We start from the raw sequence: 16957 nt of genomic DNA, 5'->3' as shown, positions 1-16957 counted from the left end.
AGTGCTATTTCGCACCTGCGAAATATATTCAAAACACTTCAGGAGGTGAGCGCAGTCAGATGTCTTTTAGCGTCGGGCGATGACGACTGACGGCCGGTATGGCTTCCGGGCCTGCCTGGTCGGGTGAAGCAGGCCGATCTTTCTGAAATTCGAGTGTCTTGCGCATGCGCTTCTTCTCGCGCGATACCATAAACACGACACCGATGAAGTAGAATATCTGAATGATGACAAGCGAGATGGCGGTCTGGATCAACGTTGTGTAGAAGGAGCCATGGATCCAATATGTCGCCACCGCGAACACCAGCAAGGCGCAGATCATGCTGACGAAAACGCGGGGCGCGTACATGTCTCTCTCCTCGCCTGATGTCACCCCGCTTTGTGGGCTACAATTTTTCATCTGTTCTTTTTCCATAAAATATATGGGCAAATTGGCATCGTTTCAACCAAGTAATAGGCTCAAATACCCCGCCGAACATGAAATTCAGGTAAGGTTTCAGGGTAAAAATATGCTCAACAAGGATATTTTCACATCGGAGGATGCGACCTCAGGCAATCGCCCTTGACGGGAATCCTGAGCAAAACGTGACGTCGAGTTGCCGATAACCCGTTCCGCTCGACCTCTCCAGACTTCGTTAACTATGTAGACCGTAAAACTTGGGAACCGATTCTCAAGCTGTCAGGTGTATGTGTGACCAAGCGTTCAGAAGTAATTGCGTTTCCCGTCAAAAACCGTCTGCGCGATATTCAGCGTTGCGCTGATATGCTGGAGACCCTTCATGGGGATCAGGCGAACCGGTTCTGGCGGGATGAATGCCGTGCGCTCGCCGCGCATTTGACGGAGTTGGGCTACGACGAGACAGCCATGCGTGAAGAGGTGATGGAGTTTCAGAACGCTGTCCAGACAACGCTTTGGGCGCAATCCCAAACCGAAGAAGCTGCGCGCCGGGATACTTACTAAATATCAGCGGCCTTTTTTGATCAGCTTCTGTCGCGCGGTCTCTGGCCGCGCCTTGATGGCGCCGCCACGGAATTTCTGACGACAAGATCAGGCGTCAGCAGGATGTCCGACTGCGCCGGCTCCTCATTGTTGAGGAGTTGCAAGAGAAGCGCCATAGCATGCTTACCGATCGCGCTGCGGGGCTGGCGAATGGTGGTGAGCGGCGGCGACATGAAGACGGCTTGCGGAATGTCGTCAAAGCCCGTCACCGAAAAATCCGCAGGCACATCATAGCCACGTGCAGACAGGCCGATCATGACCCCGATGGCCGTCTGATCGTTTACACACATGAAGGCTGTCGGCAACTTGTCGCGCATGAAAAGCTGTTCCACGGCAAGCCGCCCGCTTTCCAGCGTGCCGTCGCCTTCCAATATCATGCGGTTGCTCTTCGCCAAGCCCGCGGCGTTCATGCCCTCGTCGAAGCCTGCGCGCCTGCGCATATAGGCGAGGCGAACGCGCGAATCGCCGATGAAGGCGATGTGCTCATGTCCCTCGGCAATCAGCATGTCCACCACCTTTCGAGCGCCTGCGGTATCGTCCACGCCGACATAAGGAATGCCGCCGTTGAAGATGGGCTCGAAGACGCCAACGCTCGGCGGAAGACGCGCCGTCATCGCCTGATGTCCAAACGGGAGAATACCGGTGAACAGGATGAGACCGGCGGTCTGATTGGCATTGAGAAACTTCAGATACTCAAGACCGCGCTGGGCATCGTTCTGCGTATGTCCGATCAGGATACCGTATCCATGGGCGCGAGCCTCGTTCTCCAACCCAATCAGAATATTGGAGAAATTGGGATCGCCGATATCTGGCGCCACCACTAGGATCATATTGGAGCGCCCCAGTCTCAAGCTCCTTGCCACTGCATTGGTGGTGTAGCCTGTCACTGCAATGGCTTGATTGACCTTCAGCCGGGTCGAGTTTGCAACCTTTTCAGGGTTGTGGATGGCGCGAGACACGGTGGCAATCGAAACCTCCGCAATACGGGCTACGTCTTCAATCGTGGCTGGTGGCGAATTGGACAAAGAAAAGCCTCGGGTCTGCCTGCGACCGGACACTACACACGCCGCGCTTTGCGTCAAATGGATTGATCACATCTGTGTAACGAGAAGCAATGTAAACCTTTACATTGTCCATGTAAAGGTTTACACCGACCTAGCGGAATGGGAGCCGCATGGAGGAGTGGGATGGAAACCGTCGAGAACGGCAATGCGGTGCTGTGCGCACGCCGGGTTTCAAAATCGTTCAATGGTGTGCAGGTCTTGTTCAGCGTCAATTTTGAGCTGAGGGCGGGCGAAATCCATGCTCTGATGGGCGAAAACGGTGCAGGTAAATCTACGCTTGTCAAAGTTTTGTCTGGGTTCGAGCAGCCAAGCTCCGGTGATATTCTTCTGGACGGGCAGCCTGTGAGGCTGCCGCCGAACGGCGCGGCTGAAGCTCTTGGCATTGTCATCATCCATCAAGAGTTCAATCTCGCAGAACACCTCACCGTTGCCGAAAGCATTTTTCTTGGTCGTGAGGTAACGCGCTTCGGGGTCCTCGATCGCAAATTCATGCGTGCCGAAACACGCCGCATCCTCGACCTTCTCAATTGTCATGTTGATGAGAATGCGCTGATTTCCAGCCTTTCCATCGCAGAAAAGCAAATGGTGGAAATCGCCAAGGCTATCAGCCGTGAAGCGCGCATCGTTTTCATGGATGAGCCGACCGCCGTCCTGTCACGGGAAGAAACCAGCTATCTGTTCAAGCAGGTGCGCAAGCTGCGCGATCAGGGAACGAGCTTCGTTTTCGTATCACATAAGCTCGACGAAGTGATGGAGTTGACCGACCGAGTCACCGTTCTTCGAGACGGTCATTGGGTCAAGACCGCCCCGACCTCGATGTTGGATGGAGAGGCGATCGCGCAATTGATGGTAGGGCGTGAACTTTCGAGCCTCTACCCGGCAAAACGCGAGCCGGATGTGGATGAAGAGATCGTTCTTAATGTGAAAGGCGTCTCCACCGGCTACGTCAAGGACGCGAATTTCGATCTGCGCAGGGGGGAAATCCTGGGCTTCTCCGGTCTGATCGGCTCTGGACGAACGGAACTGATGGAGGCGATTGTCGGCCTGAAGGGCAGGCAGACGGGCGATGTAGACGCCAATGGCGTTACACTTCCCTCGCATGATCTGCATGCCTCTATCGATGCAGGACTTGCCTATATGACGAAGGACCGCAAATCCAAGGGGCTTCTGCTGGGTGCCGGCATGGGCCTCAATCTCACCTTGCAATCGCTCGATCGTCATGGGCGCTTTGGTTATCTCAGTTCGGGCAGCGAGGCGAAAGCTCTCGAGAAGGCGCGTCGGCGCTTCGATATTCGCGTGCGCGATGGCAATGTGATGGTCGGTCGGATGTCGGGTGGCAACCAGCAGAAGCTTCTTTTGGCGAAGGTCATGGAGACCGAGCCGAAAATCATCATCATTGATGAGCCTACACGCGGTATCGATGTCGGCACCAAGCAGCAAATATATCACTTCATCTCGGCACTTGCGCGCGATGGTCATTCCGTCATCGTCGTCTCCTCTGAAATGCAGGAAGTCATCGGACTTTGCACTCGCGTTGCGGTGATGCGCGAAGGTCGGATTGTCGGCATGCTTGAGGGTGACGAGATCAACGAGCATGAAATCATGCGCTATGCCGCCGGATTGAAAACAAAGACAGCAGCCTGATGCAGAACTCGATCAAGCGAGATCGCACGGGCAACAATCGCAGGACGGGAGGTCCTTTGTGGGTATGAGCATAAGTGAAGATGGCAAGGAAAAGAGTGCCCGCCGTTCGCGATCCTTTCGCGATGTCGACTTGCGCGCAGTGGCGCCCTTTGTGGCCCTCCTGTTGCTGTTGATCGTTGGGGCGTTGGTCAATCCCAACTTCATCAGCATCACCAATCTGGCCAATGTCGCGACCCGAAGTGCTTTCATCGCCATCATTGCCGTTGGTGCGACTTTCGTCATTTCGGCCGGTGATCTCGACCTGTCGGTCGGCTCCATGGTCGCCTTTGTTGCAAGCCTCATGATCCTGCTGATGAATTCAGGTGCGATTGCCGATCCTGCCCTGATGCTGGCAGCGGCAATCGTGTTCGCTGTCATTGCCGGTTCGCTTTGCGGATTGGCAAACGGCCTGATCACCACGGTCGGCAAGATCGAGCCTTTCATCGCCACACTCGGTACGATGGGCGTCTATCGTGGTTTGACCACATGGCTATCGCAAGGCGGCGCCATTACCTTGCGCGAACCGCAATTACAGAGCATGTATCGCCCGGCCTATTTCGGCACGATTTTCGGAGTGCCTGTTCCGATCATCGTCATCCTCGCGGTGACGGCGATCGCTGCCTTCATTCTTTACCGGACACGCTACGGGCGGCATGTAACGGCGGTGGGATCGAACCGCGACGTTGCCAAGTATTCCGGCGTCGCCGTCAACCGGGTTCGCACCATTGCCTTCGTCATCCAGGGGCTTTGTGTTGCCATTGCCGTTCTTCTCTACGTGCCACGCCTGGGATCGACATCTGCCACGACCGGAATGATGTGGGAGTTGCAGGCGATCACTGCGGTCGTTGTCGGCGGCACAGCGCTGAAGGGCGGAGCAGGTCGCGTTTGGGGAACGATCTGCGGCGCGTTCATTCTCGAACTCGTCGGCAATATCATGCTGCTCTCAAACTTCATCAGTGAGTATCTGATTGGCGCCATTCAGGGTGCGATCATCATCATCGCCATGTTGGTACAACGTTCGCTGATGCGTCAGCGCTAATGCGGATCACAGAATCTTGGAGCGTCGCCGAATGTGTCCGGTCGGACTGGCGGTGCTCAAGAAATACCGGGCTTTGAGGTCGCCCGGCTTCAGGAATGAGACCTTATCTTGTGGGAGGAAGACACATGCGTAAAAGACTGTTGGGAATGGCTGTCGCCATGGTGGCGTTGGCAGGGGCAGCACATGCCGAAGACAAGAAGGTAACGATCGGCGTCTCGATCCCGGCCGCCGACCATGGCTGGACATCGGGCGTCGTGTTTCACGCTGAGCGCGTTGCAAAGCTTCTGATGCAGGAGCATCCGGGCCTGAACGTAATCGTCAAGACATCGCCGGATGCCGCAACCCAGGCGAATGCGGTGCAGGATCTCGAGACCCAGGGCATCGATGCGCTGGTCATCCTGCCGTCCGACCCGGATCCGCTGGTCAACGCCATCAAGGAAGTCAAAGGCAATGGCAAGTTCGTGGCGCTTGTCGACCGCGCACCGAGCGTGAACGACGACACCGTGCGCGACCTCTATGTCGCCGGCAACAACCCGGCACTCGGCGAAGTCGCTGGCAAATACATCGCGGAAAAGACACCTGAAGCTGAAGTCGTCATCATTCGCGGTCTTCCGATCCCGATCGATCAGCAGCGCCAGGACGGTTTCGACAAGGGCATTGCCGGCTCCAAGGTGAAGGTTCTCGACCGCCAGTTCGGCAACTGGAACCGCGACGATGCCTTCAAGGTGATGCAGGACTATCTGACGAAGTATCCGAAGATCGACGTTGTATGGTGTCAGGATGACGACATGGCAGTCGGCGTTCTTCAGGCCATCGAGCAGGCCAAGCGCACCGACATCAAATACGTCGTTGCCGGCGCAGGCTCCAAGGACATGATCAAGAAGGTCATGGACGGCGACAAGATGATCCCGGTCGACGTTCTCTATCCGCCGTCGATGGTTGCGACTGCAATGGAACTGACCGCTGCCAATTTCTACGATCAGGTTCCAGTCCGCGGCACCTATATTCTGGATGCCACGCTTGTCACCAAGGATAATGCGAAGGACTTCTACTTCCCCGATTCGCCGTTCTGATTTTATCGAAGTGAATGATGAGAGGCCCGCTGTCGAAGCGGGCCTTTTTGCGTCGAGGTCAAGAGAAGCGGTTGGCGCGGAAGGGATCGACAGGGACAGACGTCTCGCGCTCGCAAACCAGTTCGGTGACAAGGCGGGCCGTTGCTGCCGATTGCGTCAGACCAAGATGGCCGTGGCCGAAAGCGTAGATGACCGAACGCGTCGCACGCGATGGTCCGATAATTGGCAGAGTATCGGGTAGCGAGGGGCGGAACCCCATCCACTGCTGACCGCCTTCGGTTTTCAAGCCCGGCAGGAAGCGGCTTGCTTTTTTCAACATCGCTTCGGAGCGACGGAAGTTTGGCGGCAGGTCGAGACCGCCGAGTTCGACGGCACCTCCGACGCGTACCCCACTCGACAGCGGGGTGACGACGAAGGCGTGATCGTTGAAGTAGATCTGGCGTTTCAGATCAAAGCTGCCGGCAGGCAGGGTCGTGTTGTAGCCACGCTCGGTTTCCAGAGGAACCGTATTGCCAAGAGAAGCCGCGAGTGGCTTCGACCATGCACCGGCGGCGAGGATGACCTTGTCGGCATCGATCTTATCGCCATTGGCGAGTGTAACGATGGTGCTTTCACCGACGGTTTGAATCCGGACTGCTTCACCCTTTCTGAAGCTCACACCACGTGCAATAACCAGTTCGGCAATGGCTTTGGTAAATTCGTGCGGGTCGCCGACCTGCAAACCGGAGGGTGTGTAGATCGCGTGTTTGAATTGCGGGGCAAGGCCTGGCTGCAACTCGTCGATCTCGTTACGCTGAATTCTGGAAAAGACGAAGCCCGCTTTTGCCTTCTCTTCCCAGTGGTGGCTCGACGCGTCGAAGCTCGTTGCGCTGTCGTAAAGATCGAGCGTTCCGGTGTTGGAGATGAAAGACGACAGCTCCGGCATCGCGGCGACATGCTGCATTTCTTTTGCGGCAAGCGCCATCATCCTTGTTTGGACCCGCATGCCATGTTCGAACATGCGTGGAGAGCTGGCTTTCCAGAAGCGCCATAACCAGGGTGCGATCCTGTGAGCATAGGCTGGAGGAACGCTTAATGGTCCGAGTGGGTCGATCAGCCACTTCGGTGCTTTCTTCATGATCCCAGGGGCGGGTATCGGAATGATCTCTGGAAAGGCTAGAATACCGGCGTTGCCCGCACTTGCTCCACGTGCGATCTCGCCTCGTTCCAAGAGTGTCACGGACTTGCCCGCATTTTGCAAATAGAGCGCCGACATGACACCGATGATCCCGGTGCCTATGACCAGCACTTCGCATTTCCCCTGAGAGCCGTTTCTATCCATGTCGCATCCATCCGGAACGAGCCAAGCGCCGATCGCTGATCTGTCGACCTGATTAGCACCTTTAAATACTGTTTGTCGACTAAAGGGCGCCGACCTCTCGAAGGGTTGTTTCGCCTTACAATGGTTCTATGGCTGCCCTGCCGTTTTTATCACGTTCTCGGGCTTGATCAGGATGTAGCTGAACCTTTGCATCTTGCCCTCCACTTTGAAGTACATCGGCGCCTCGAAGGTTTGGATGCTGAGGTCCTTCAAGGTTGCGCCCATCTGCGCTTCCAGCCATTGCGCCATGCCCGCAGATTGATCCCTTGCTGTCGTCCAGACCATCAGAACGGGACGATCGGCAGTAAGCCGGAAGGCAGGGTCGAAATCGTCATAAGTCGTGGTTGCGACGGTGATTTCGGGGAAGAGGAAACGCATGTTTCCACCCGTGAACCAATCCGAGGTCACAATGAGCGAGGGTGTGATGGCTTTGTCTTGTAGGTGATGGCGGAATACCTGCCAGTCATTGTTTGATCTGGATGTATTGCCGAACATCGCCTGGACCGGCACGGAAACGATCAAGGCGATCGGAATAAGCGCCATGACGACAAGGCAGACGGGAAGCACCTTCTTGACGAAAGATGCGACATCGAAGGCTTTCCGTTCAAGCCACAACACGCCGAGAATGGAAAACGGCATGACGAGCGGGAGCAGCCATCTGTCGCGGACTTCGGTCATCGTGGTGGCGACGATGACGACGAGGAGCACGGCCCCGAGGGCAAGAAAATAATGAAGGAAGAAACGCAGCCAAGACGAACCTTCCGGCTCTTGCCTTTCCAGCTCCCGTTTGGTCCCGCGGCATGCGAAGAGCATCAGCGCTGGCAGGATGATGACGATCGCTGACCCCAACAAAACCCGCGCAATGCCCGTGAGAATCTGCAGCCACCGGCTTTCCGGCGCCTCTTCCGCCATACGCCGCAAGGTCACGTCGGATGCGAATTGCAGATTGTCGAAGAGCCATATGGAGTGGGGCAGAAACACCAGAAAACTGATACCGATCGTCAGAAGAAAGCGACGGTCAAAAATGCGTTCCCGGCCCTTTGGATGAAACCAAACGGCGAGCAAGGTGGCTAGCAGAATGAGGATAAAATTATATTTGGACAACATACCCAGGCCGACCGCGAGCCCCGTGAGGACGTAGCCAAGGGTAGTCGGCTTTTGAAGAAGGCGAACGCTCGTATAGATCGCCCAGAGGCCGGTCAGCATCAACATCGTAGTATGCGTGAGATCGCGCTGCGCCTGCCAGAAGAGTTGCGGGCTGAGGAAAAATGCCAGCGCGGCAACAATGATCAGACGCTTCTCTTTCAGCACAGCATCAGCCAGCTTGACGTAGATGGCGAATATCAGAAAGAGCATGAGGTTCTTGGCGACGGCGAGGCCAAGCAACGACGTCCCAAAAATTTCGAAGAAGACTTGCTGATACCAGTTGTAGAGCGGCGGCTGGGCATCATAGCCGAGTGCCAGCCATTGCGCGAACAACACCTGTTGCGCCTCATCGATGCGCAAGGCCGGAGGGAGTAAGAGCCTTACAACGATCTGAACAAGATAATAGACGCCGAAAAGAGCGATGACTGCATTCGGCTTTTCAAGCAGGCATGCTGACAACCGGGCGTAAAGACTGTTTCTGCCGGGCATGTCTTCCGCCGGGCATGTGCAGGTTTTCATGGGCTATCCAGCTATTTGTAACGCGCACCCGCCGGAGCGGCGAATGTTTCCGAGGCCACTTAGCACGAGCTGATGTATTTGTTGATGAAGAATGTCGCGTTTGAAACAGGAAATTCTCGCGCCCGGCGCGCGAGACAAGGATGCCCGGCGGACCTGGCATCCTTTCGCATCATCGTCCTGCGTTATAAGCGGCAATGGCCGCCATGTTGACGATATCGCTGTCTTTCGCACCCATGGCGGTGATTTGTACCGATTTGTCGAGGCCCACCAGCAGTGGGCCGATGACAGTGGCGCCGCCCAGTTCCTGCAACATCTTGGTCGAGATCGACGCGGAATGGATGGCGGGCATAACGAGGACGTTGGCCGGTCCCGAGAGGCGGGCAAACGGATACTGGCTCTGCATCTTCTGATGATTGAGTGCGATGTCGGCGGACATCTCACCATCAACCTCGAAATTCACATTGCGCTTGTCGAGGATACGAACGGCCTCGCGTACCTTGTCGGAGCGTTCACCCGTCGGATGGCCGAAGGTCGAATAAGCGAGCATGGCCACTCGCGGTTCGTAACCAAAGCGACGTGCAAGCCCCGCCGCTTCCTCCGCGATGTCCGCCAGATCTTCCGCCGATGGCATGTCATGAACGGCTGTGTCGGCAACGAAGACGGTACGATTGCGCGATACGACCAGCGATACGCCGATGACGCGGTGACCCGGCTTGACGTCGATGCAGCGGCGCACATCCTCGAGCGCTGTCGAGTAATTGCGCGTCGTGCCAGTGACCATGGCGTCGGCATCGCCCATCGCCACCATGCAGGCCGCAAAATGGTTTCTATCATTATGGATCAGACGCTGGGCGTCGCGCAGCAGGAAGCCTTTTCGCTGCAATCTCGCATAGAGATAATCGATATAGGAATCCACCCGCGCGGAGAGGCGTGCGTTGGTGATCTGGATATTCGGGCGGTCGAGATCGATGCCGGCCCGCTCGGCATTCGCCTTGATGATGTCGTCACGACCAAGCAGGATCGCCGTGCCAAGACCTTGCGCGGTGAAGGAGATTGCCGCACGCATGACCTGCTCTTCCTCTGCCTCGGCGAAGACGACGCGCTTCGGTGACCGGCGAATGCGTTCGTAGAGGCGCTGCGTTGTGGATGCCATCGGATCGCGACGGGCGGAAAGTTCACGTGCGTAGGCGTCGAGATCCGGCAGGACACGGCGCGCGACACCGGTCTCGATCGCGGCCTTGGCCACAGCAACAGGGATAGCCGAGATCAGACGCGGATCGAAAGGAACCGGAATGATGTATTGAGCCCCGAAGCGAGGACGATTGCCCTGATAAGCGGCAACGACATCATCCGGCACGTCTTCACGGGCAAGGTCCGCCAACGCCTGCGCGGCTGCGATCTTCATCGCGTCGTTAATCTGGCTGGCGCGAACGTCGAGCGCTCCGCGGAAAATATAGGGAAAGCCAAGCACGTTATTGACCTGGTTCGGATAGTCCGAACGCCCTGTCGCCATGATCGCGTCGTCGCGAATGCGCGAAACTTCTTCTGGCGTTATTTCCGGATCGGGGTTGGCCATGGCGAAGATGATCGGCTTCGGTGCCATGGAGGCGATCATCTCTTCGGTGAAGGCGCCCTTCTGCGACAGGCCGAAGACGACATCCGCATCCTTCATAGCTTCGGCAAGCGTGCGGTCTTCCGTCTTTACCGCATGTGCCGATTTCCACTGGTTCATGCCTTCAGTGCGGCCCTGATAGATCACGCCCTTGGTATCGCACATGATGATGTTGGCAGGGTTGAAGCCCATGGCCTTGATGAGGTCCATGCAGGCAATCGCCGCTGCACCCGCGCCATTGCAGACGAGCTTCGTGGTGTTGAAGTCGCGCCCTGTGAGGGCAATGGCATTGATGAGGCCGGCGGCGGCAATGATGGCCGTACCGTGCTGATCGTCATGGAATACCGGAATGTCCATCAGTTCGCGCAGGCGACTTTCGATGATGAAACATTCAGGGGCCTTGATGTCTTCGAGGTTGATACCGCCGAAAGACGGGCCGAGATAGCGAACACAATTGATAAAGGCATCCGCATCTTCGGTATCGACTTCCAGATCGATGGAGTCGACGTCCGCAAAGCGCTTGAAGAGAACGGATTTGCCTTCCATCACCGGCTTCGACGCCAGGGCGCCAAGGTTCCCCAGGCCGAGGATCGCGGTTCCGTTGGAAATCACCGCGACCATGTTGCCACGCGTGGTGTAATCATAAGCGGTGGCCGGGTCTTCGGCGATCGCCTTGACCGGAACGGCAACGCCAGGGGAGTAGGCGAGAGACAAATCTCGCTGCGTCGCCATCGGCTTCGTTGGAGTGATCTCAAGCTTACCGGGGCGGCCCTGCGAATGGAAATCGAGGGCCTCCTGATCCGTCACCGACGCTCTCGTGCTGGCTGGTTTGGTCGTATCTGACATGAGCTTGAGGAACCTTCCTTCATAACAAACGGCATAAAATTCCATCGTTGTTATTGTATTTTTTGCGCAGCTGCCAAGTTCTGAATGTTGTTCGGTGCAGCAAAAATGAACGAGTAGATCCAACGCTTCGATTCAATCGATTGATTGCTGAAATTACGGTCGAGACTTTGTGGAACACCGTCAAGCGTGATGTCGATAAGCGCTACGGCTTTCAGATTAGGGAACTCGAACTCCCCCGTGACGTTAGGAATGTGCCGGGCAGAGGGGGCGTACCGTGTACCGCTGAGCTTTCGCCTTAAGCTTTCCCAAACCGAAGATGGCGGTATCGGGAAATTTCTATATTGTCCGGCGCAGGAATTTTATGCGTTGGAAAGGTCTATACCGTGAATGAGCAGGTTCGAAAGATTACTCCCGTACTTCTGGCAGGCGGCGCGGGGTCAAGACTTTGGCCGGTGTCACGCGATCAGCTGCCCAAGCAGTTCCAGCCGCTGGTGGGTGAACTGTCTACCTATCAGCAGACATTGAAGCGTGTCGGCGATAAGAGCCTCTACGACGAGCCGCTGGTCATCACCAATGAGGACTTCCGTTTTTTTGCGCGGCGACAGGCAGAGGAGGTCGACCTTCCTGCAACGGTCGTCCTGGAACCTGCAAGGCGCGACAGCGCCGCGGCGATGGCTGCGGCTGCTGTGTTGGCCGACCGTCGCGAGAAGGGTTCGCTCGTGCTGGCGCTTGCTGCTGACCATGTGGTGATGGACGAAGACCTTTTCGCGGACGCCGTGCGTCTGGGCGCTGAAGCCGCAGAGCAGGGCAACATCGTGGTCTTCGGCTTGACGCCGACGGAGCCGCGAACCTCCTACGGCTATATCAATGCCGGTGAAAGCCTGAATGGGAACCCCGATTTGTGCAGCGTCGAGGCTTTCGTTGAAAAGCCTGATGAAGAGCGCGCGGTTAGCTACGTTGAAAAAGGCTATCTCTGGAACTCGGGCAACTTTCTGTTTCGCTCTGATATCATGATCGAGGAGTTGCAAAATTACGCACCGGACATTTTGAAGGCGGTCGAGGCGGCAGTTGATAACCACGAGAGCGATCTGGGTTTCCTTCGCCTGCATAAGGAGAGCTTCGAAGCGTCGCCAAAGAATTCTATCGACTATGCCGTGATCGAGAACACCAAGCGCATGGCTGTTGTTCGTGGTCATTTCCGGTGGTCCGATATCGGAAGCTGGGATGCCATCTGGGAAATCGCCGACAAGCATAATGATCGAAACGCAATCGAAGGGCAGGGTGTCCTGCTGGATTCAGAAGGTTGCCTTGTCCACTCTAACGGAATTTTGACGACTGTCGTCGGAGCAAAAGACCTGGTGGTCGTTGCGACCAAGGACGCAGTCCTCGTCACGCCGAAGGATCGCGTGCAGGAAGTTAAAGGTCTCGTCGAAAGCTTGAAGGATGGCGATCACTCGCTCAAGACCGAGCGACACAAGCGCGCCTATCGTCCGTGGGGACATATCGAGCAGACGGATTCCGGTCCGCGCTACCGTGTCAGTCACTTGAAGGTGGAGCCTGGCCACCGCATCTCGCTCCAGCAGCATTACCACCGGTCGGAACATTGGATCATCGTACGCGGTACGGCAACCGTGACGATTGAGGATGAGACCCGGCTTCTAACCGAAAACGAGTCCATCTATATTCCGATCGGAAAGTCCCACCGGCTCGCCAATGACGGCCAGATTCCATTGGAGCTTATCGAGATCCAGACCGGTTCCTACTTCGGAGAGGACGACATCATCCGGTTGCACGACGATTACAAGCGCGAATAGCGCGATGTTTGCTTCAACTGAGCGCTATCACGCCGCTGAAGACAATCGCGTCGTGGACTGGGCGGGAAGAAGTCTCAGCACTTCGTCGGCAAGAGCGGCGCTGTTTTGAAGAGCCTTGTCCAAGTTGCTGACCTGGGACGGGTTCATCATGTGGAGATAGCCGCTGAACTCGAACATGTCGCGGAAGGCGGCGCGTTCGACGATCGGTGTATTGAGAACGTTGACGTTGCGTTTTGCCAGTAGCGCCTTGGCTGCAAGCAAGGCGCGTGTGGTAACCATCGAATTGACGCGTGACAGCAGGACCGAATGCGGGATCTTGATGCCTGCGCGATCATCGAGGTAGCGCAGTAGCTCCAACACCTGCGCGCCGCCCTGGGCGTCCATCGTGCTGCCTTGTACCGGGATGACGACATGATTGGAAAGACCAACGGCTGTCGCAAGCAGTGGTGATTGCGCTCCCGGAAGATCGATGATCACGTGGTCGAATACTTTGCGATTGTCGAGCACATGCTGTTGCAGACTGGTCGCCGAAACATAGGTAATGACGGAAAGATCGACGCGGTAATCGGCATTCTCCCGCCATCTGGAAAGCCATCGCTGCGGGTCGGTATCGATAACGCAGATACGCAGTCCTCGCCGTGCAAGCTCCGAGGCGAGTAGAAGAACCGCCGTTGTCTTGCCTGCACCACCTTTGGTGTTTGCGAATGTGATGACTGCCATAATGGACCCAAGCAAAAGAGGGAGGCGATCATCGCGCGTTGAACGCACCGCTTCATAGTGCCGTTCAATCATTCAACAATATGGTTAACAGCGTCTGAAGATGGAGGATCACAAACTAGCGTTTGTAATCTTCTGCCATGATTTCGCGAGCAATTTGGTCCAGCGGTACGATCTTATCGACGCCGCCATGGGCAATCGCTTCCTTCGGCATGCCGAAGACCACGCAAGAAGCTTCGTCCTGGGCAATCGTATACGCGCCCGATTGGTGCATTTCGAGCATGCCGCGCGCGCCATCGTCACCCATGCCTGTCATGATTACGCCCATGGCATTCGATCCTGCAGAGCGGGCGGCGGACCGGAACAGTACATCGACCGATGGCCTGTGGCGTGACACGAGCGGTCCGTTCCTAACCGAAACGTAGTAGCGTGCGCCTTGACGCTCGAGCAGCATGTGCTTGTCGCCGGGAGCGATCAGCACATGACCGCGCAGCACGGGATCTCCGTCTTCGGCTTCCTTTATCTCGACTTCGCACAGGCCGTTGAGACGCTTGGCAAAGGCTGCGGTGAACTTTTCCGGCATATGCTGGACGATGACCATGCCGGGCGCGTTTGCGGGTAGTCTCTCCAGCATTTCTCGCAGGGCCTCGGTGCCGCCCGTCGACGCACCGACGCAGATTACCATTTCTGTGGTGCGTGCCATAGCCTTGCCGGAAGGTGGCGGCAGCACAGCATCTGCGGTGAGCTTGGCCTGAACGCCGAGTGTGCCTGTCCCACGCGGCTGCATGCGTATGTTCTTTACGCGGGCATGGGCGGCACTTTTGACCACCTCGCAGATGCGAAACGCGGATTCGGCCAGATGATCGGCGGCACCGATGCGCGGTTTCAGGATAATGTCGACCGCTCCGGCCTCCAGCGCCTGCACCAGTGTTTCGGAACCGGCTTCGGTGAGCGAGGAGCACATCACAACGGGTATGGGATGCTGCGACATGATCTTGCGCAGGAAAGTGATGCCGTCCATTCGCGGCATCTCGACGTCAAGCGTAATAACGTCGGGTAGGTCCTCCTGGATCCTTTTGGCGGCCATGAAGGGGTCGGACGCCGCACCAATGACCTCGATTGCAGGATCGGCTTCCAGCACGGCAGTCAGCGTCTGCCGAACGCTAGCAGAATCATCAACGATGAGAACGCGGACTTTTTTGACCATGGTGACTTACTCTTTGACAAAAACGGTGTTTGCGACCTGTTTGACCGGCAGACTGATGCCCGTCACAGATTCCGAATGTCCGATCATGAGATACCCGCCGGGGGCCAGGCATTTGCAGAGCTCAGTCAGGACGTGCGTCTGTGTCTTCTTGTCGAAGTAAATCAGCACGTTGCGGCAAAAGATGGTGTGAACCGGCTCGCCGATATCATAGGAAGGGTTCATCAAGTTCATACGCGCAAATCCCACCTTCGAGCGGAGCTTCGGCGAAATCCTGACATCGTTGCGATATTTGTCTCGCGCCTGCATGACGTATTTTCGGTGCATCGCGTTTGGAACGGGCTCCAAAAGGTCACGATTGTAGATGCCGGAATGTGCCTTTTTTAAAACGTCGGTGGATAGATCCGTTGCGAGAATGTTGAAATCCGAGATAACACCCTTCTCGACGGCTTCCGCCATGATCATCGCCATGGTGTAGGGTTCGGCGCCTGTCGAGCAAGCGGCGCTCCACATGCGAGGTTGTCTGATCCCCTTTTTGGCAAGCGTAGGAAGAGCGGTCCTTTCGAGAAAGTCGAAATGGTTCGGTTCGCGAAAGAAGTCCGTTTTGTTCGTCGTTACGACGTCGATAAGATAGATAACCTCATCTTTGAGGCCGTCCTGGCGAAACAGGTACTCGCAATAATCCGCAAAGGTTGTAAAGCCTGTGGCGCGCAAGCGCTTGCGAAGCCGTCCTTCCAGCATCGAACGCTTGGCATCCGTCATTTTGATTCCGCAATAATCATAAATGAAGCTGGACAGCTGGCGGAAATCACGTGTGCTTATACTATCGTCGAAATTAACGCTGACAGCGGTACTCAATTACTCGTCCTTTCAGGCTGCGCGCATCGGGCCGTTGTCGACCTTCGCAAGCTCCCCGGCGTCGCCGGTGAACAGCTTTGCGAGGTCGATGATGACGACGAAATCGCTTTCGCGCCGAACCACTCCAGCGATATAGCTGGAGTTCCAGCGAATGCCGATGTCAGGCGCGGTCTCGATCTGGTCCTGCCTGAAAGGGGTTACCTCGAAGACCTTGTCGGCAACGAGACCAAGCGCCAATACCTTTTCGACGAAGGGAATGTCGAGCACCAGAATGCGCGTATGCGATGTCTTCACCGTTTTGGTCATGCCAAGGCGCAGACGCAGGTCGATGACCGGAACGCCTTGGCCGCGGACATCTCTCAGGCCGAGAAGATAATCGGGACCATGAGGGATCTTGAACGCCTCTTCGTGGTCGAGGATTTCACGAACGACGTCCACTGGGACCGCGAAGACTTCCTCGCCAAGGCTGAAAGTCACGTATTGCATGATAGATGTTGGGCTCGCCATTTGCGTGTTCTCCAGAAGTCTTGGTCGCCATTGCCGATTGAGAGATTGTTGCGTCAGGTCAGGGAAGCGGGCTTGTCGCCCACGTCCATTTGTTCATCAGCCAGCGTGTCGGAAGTCATCGTCATTCTCGTCCGGGCCACCCATGGACATGTCCAAGGCAAATCCCTTTGCTCGTGCCTGCTGGGCGTGGACAGGGCTCGACGGGGCAGGGCGGCGACCTAGAGCGGCGGGCTTCGCAGCACTGCGCGAAGACGATACCGGCGCTGCGTGTCGAATCTGGGCGGAATGCGTCGGAGCTGCGGCATTTGAGCGCTCGACCTTGAAGAAGGCGATGCTCGCCTGAAGCTCTTCAGCCTGCGCAGCCAGTTCTTCAGAGGTGGCAGATACCTCTTCGGACGCGCCGGAGTTCTGCTGCGTTACCTTGTCGAGCTGCTGGATCGCTTCGTTGATCTGACTTGCACCGATGTCCTGCTCACGGCAGGCAGCAGAGATTTCCGCGACCAGTTCGGCGGTCTTGC

Annotated in this window: 14 protein-coding genes and 1 pseudogene; 5 read left to right on the top strand and 10 right to left on the bottom strand. The window is 56.5% G+C overall.

Features of this window, described 5'->3' with window-relative positions; genetic code table 11:
- Positions 1-55: 55 nt before the first annotated feature.
- Positions 56-346, bottom strand: coding sequence for an exopolysaccharide production repressor protein (locus QZ869_RS05660; RefSeq protein ID WP_296103153.1), 291 nt, complete (start codon positions 344-346; stop codon positions 56-58).
- Positions 347-688: 342 nt separating this feature from the next.
- Between QZ869_RS05660 and QZ869_RS05655 the strand changes: the two genes are divergently transcribed.
- Positions 689-958 carry a DUF6074 family protein gene (locus tag QZ869_RS05655; RefSeq protein WP_296039217.1) on the top strand — a complete coding sequence of 90 codons (270 nt, stop codon included), beginning with the start codon at positions 689-691 and terminating at the stop codon, positions 956-958.
- A 20-nt stretch (positions 959-978) separates the two neighbouring features.
- Here QZ869_RS05655 and QZ869_RS05650 read toward each other — a convergent pair whose 3' ends face one another.
- Positions 979-2022 (bottom strand): LacI family DNA-binding transcriptional regulator, encoded by a 1044-nt coding sequence (locus QZ869_RS05650; RefSeq protein WP_296103151.1) that lies wholly within the window; start codon positions 2020-2022, stop codon positions 979-981.
- A 162-nt stretch (positions 2023-2184) separates the two neighbouring features.
- On the opposite strand from QZ869_RS05650, the gene QZ869_RS05645 reads away from it, so the two are divergent.
- The 3 genes from QZ869_RS05645 to QZ869_RS05635 all read left to right on the top strand — a co-directional run bounded on the left by QZ869_RS05645 (position 2185) and on the right by QZ869_RS05635 (position 5856).
- Positions 2185-3705: a sugar ABC transporter ATP-binding protein gene (locus QZ869_RS05645; protein ID WP_296103148.1), complete on the top strand. Its 1521-nt coding sequence runs from the start codon at positions 2185-2187 to the stop codon at positions 3703-3705.
- 64 nt (positions 3706-3769) lie between these two features.
- Positions 3770-4783 (top strand): ABC transporter permease, encoded by a 1014-nt coding sequence (locus QZ869_RS05640; RefSeq protein ID WP_296099226.1) that lies wholly within the window; start codon positions 3770-3772, stop codon positions 4781-4783.
- A gap of 125 nt (positions 4784-4908) precedes the next feature.
- The gene (locus QZ869_RS05635; protein ID WP_296103146.1) at positions 4909-5856 is read left to right on the top strand and encodes a substrate-binding domain-containing protein; all 948 of its coding nucleotides are present in this window, start codon (positions 4909-4911) and stop codon (positions 5854-5856) included.
- Between the two features lie 58 nt (positions 5857-5914).
- Here QZ869_RS05635 and QZ869_RS05630 read toward each other — a convergent pair whose 3' ends face one another.
- The 3 genes from QZ869_RS05630 to QZ869_RS05620 all read right to left on the bottom strand — a co-directional run bounded on the left by QZ869_RS05630 (position 5915) and on the right by QZ869_RS05620 (position 11339).
- The gene (locus tag QZ869_RS05630) at positions 5915-7177 is read right to left on the bottom strand and encodes an FAD-binding oxidoreductase (RefSeq protein WP_296103145.1); all 1263 of its coding nucleotides are present in this window, start codon (positions 7175-7177) and stop codon (positions 5915-5917) included.
- A gap of 126 nt (positions 7178-7303) precedes the next feature.
- On the bottom strand, positions 7304-8881 hold the full coding sequence (locus tag QZ869_RS05625; RefSeq protein WP_296103143.1) for a glycosyltransferase family 39 protein: 1578 nt from the start codon (positions 8879-8881) through the stop codon (positions 7304-7306).
- Positions 8882-9050: 169 nt separating this feature from the next.
- Positions 9051-11339 carry an NADP-dependent malic enzyme gene (locus QZ869_RS05620; protein ID WP_296103140.1) on the bottom strand — a complete coding sequence of 763 codons (2289 nt, stop codon included), beginning with the start codon at positions 11337-11339 and terminating at the stop codon, positions 9051-9053.
- Between the two features lie 383 nt (positions 11340-11722).
- Here QZ869_RS05620 and QZ869_RS05615 point away from each other — a divergent pair, with 383 nt between their 5' ends.
- On the top strand, positions 11723-13153 hold the full coding sequence (locus QZ869_RS05615) for a mannose-1-phosphate guanylyltransferase/mannose-6-phosphate isomerase (RefSeq protein WP_296103138.1): 1431 nt from the start codon (positions 11723-11725) through the stop codon (positions 13151-13153).
- A 27-nt stretch (positions 13154-13180) separates the two neighbouring features.
- Here QZ869_RS05615 and QZ869_RS05610 read toward each other — a convergent pair whose 3' ends face one another.
- The 5 genes and pseudogenes from QZ869_RS05610 to QZ869_RS05590 form a co-directional block, all read right to left on the bottom strand.
- The gene (locus QZ869_RS05610) at positions 13181-13873 is read right to left on the bottom strand and encodes a ParA family protein (RefSeq protein ID WP_296017534.1); all 693 of its coding nucleotides are present in this window, start codon (positions 13871-13873) and stop codon (positions 13181-13183) included.
- A 115-nt stretch (positions 13874-13988) separates the two neighbouring features.
- The gene (locus tag QZ869_RS05605; protein WP_296079918.1) at positions 13989-15077 is read right to left on the bottom strand and encodes a chemotaxis response regulator protein-glutamate methylesterase; all 1089 of its coding nucleotides are present in this window, start codon (positions 15075-15077) and stop codon (positions 13989-13991) included.
- Between the two features lie 6 nt (positions 15078-15083).
- Complete coding sequence (locus QZ869_RS05600) at positions 15084-15932, bottom strand: CheR family methyltransferase (RefSeq protein ID WP_296103135.1); 849 nt, start codon at positions 15930-15932, stop codon at positions 15084-15086.
- Between the two features lie 12 nt (positions 15933-15944).
- Positions 15945-16439 carry a chemotaxis protein CheW gene (locus QZ869_RS05595; RefSeq protein ID WP_296017531.1) on the bottom strand — a complete coding sequence of 165 codons (495 nt, stop codon included), beginning with the start codon at positions 16437-16439 and terminating at the stop codon, positions 15945-15947.
- Between the two features lie 96 nt (positions 16440-16535).
- Positions 16536-16957: pseudogene (locus QZ869_RS05590) on the bottom strand (methyl-accepting chemotaxis protein); the annotation flags it as partial.

The organism is uncultured Agrobacterium sp., from assembly GCF_913777885.1.
Classification (GTDB): Bacteria; Pseudomonadota; Alphaproteobacteria; order Rhizobiales; family Rhizobiaceae; genus Agrobacterium.
The sequence above is the reverse complement of the archived record's forward strand: the minus strand, read 5'-3'. Positions and strand labels throughout refer to the sequence as shown.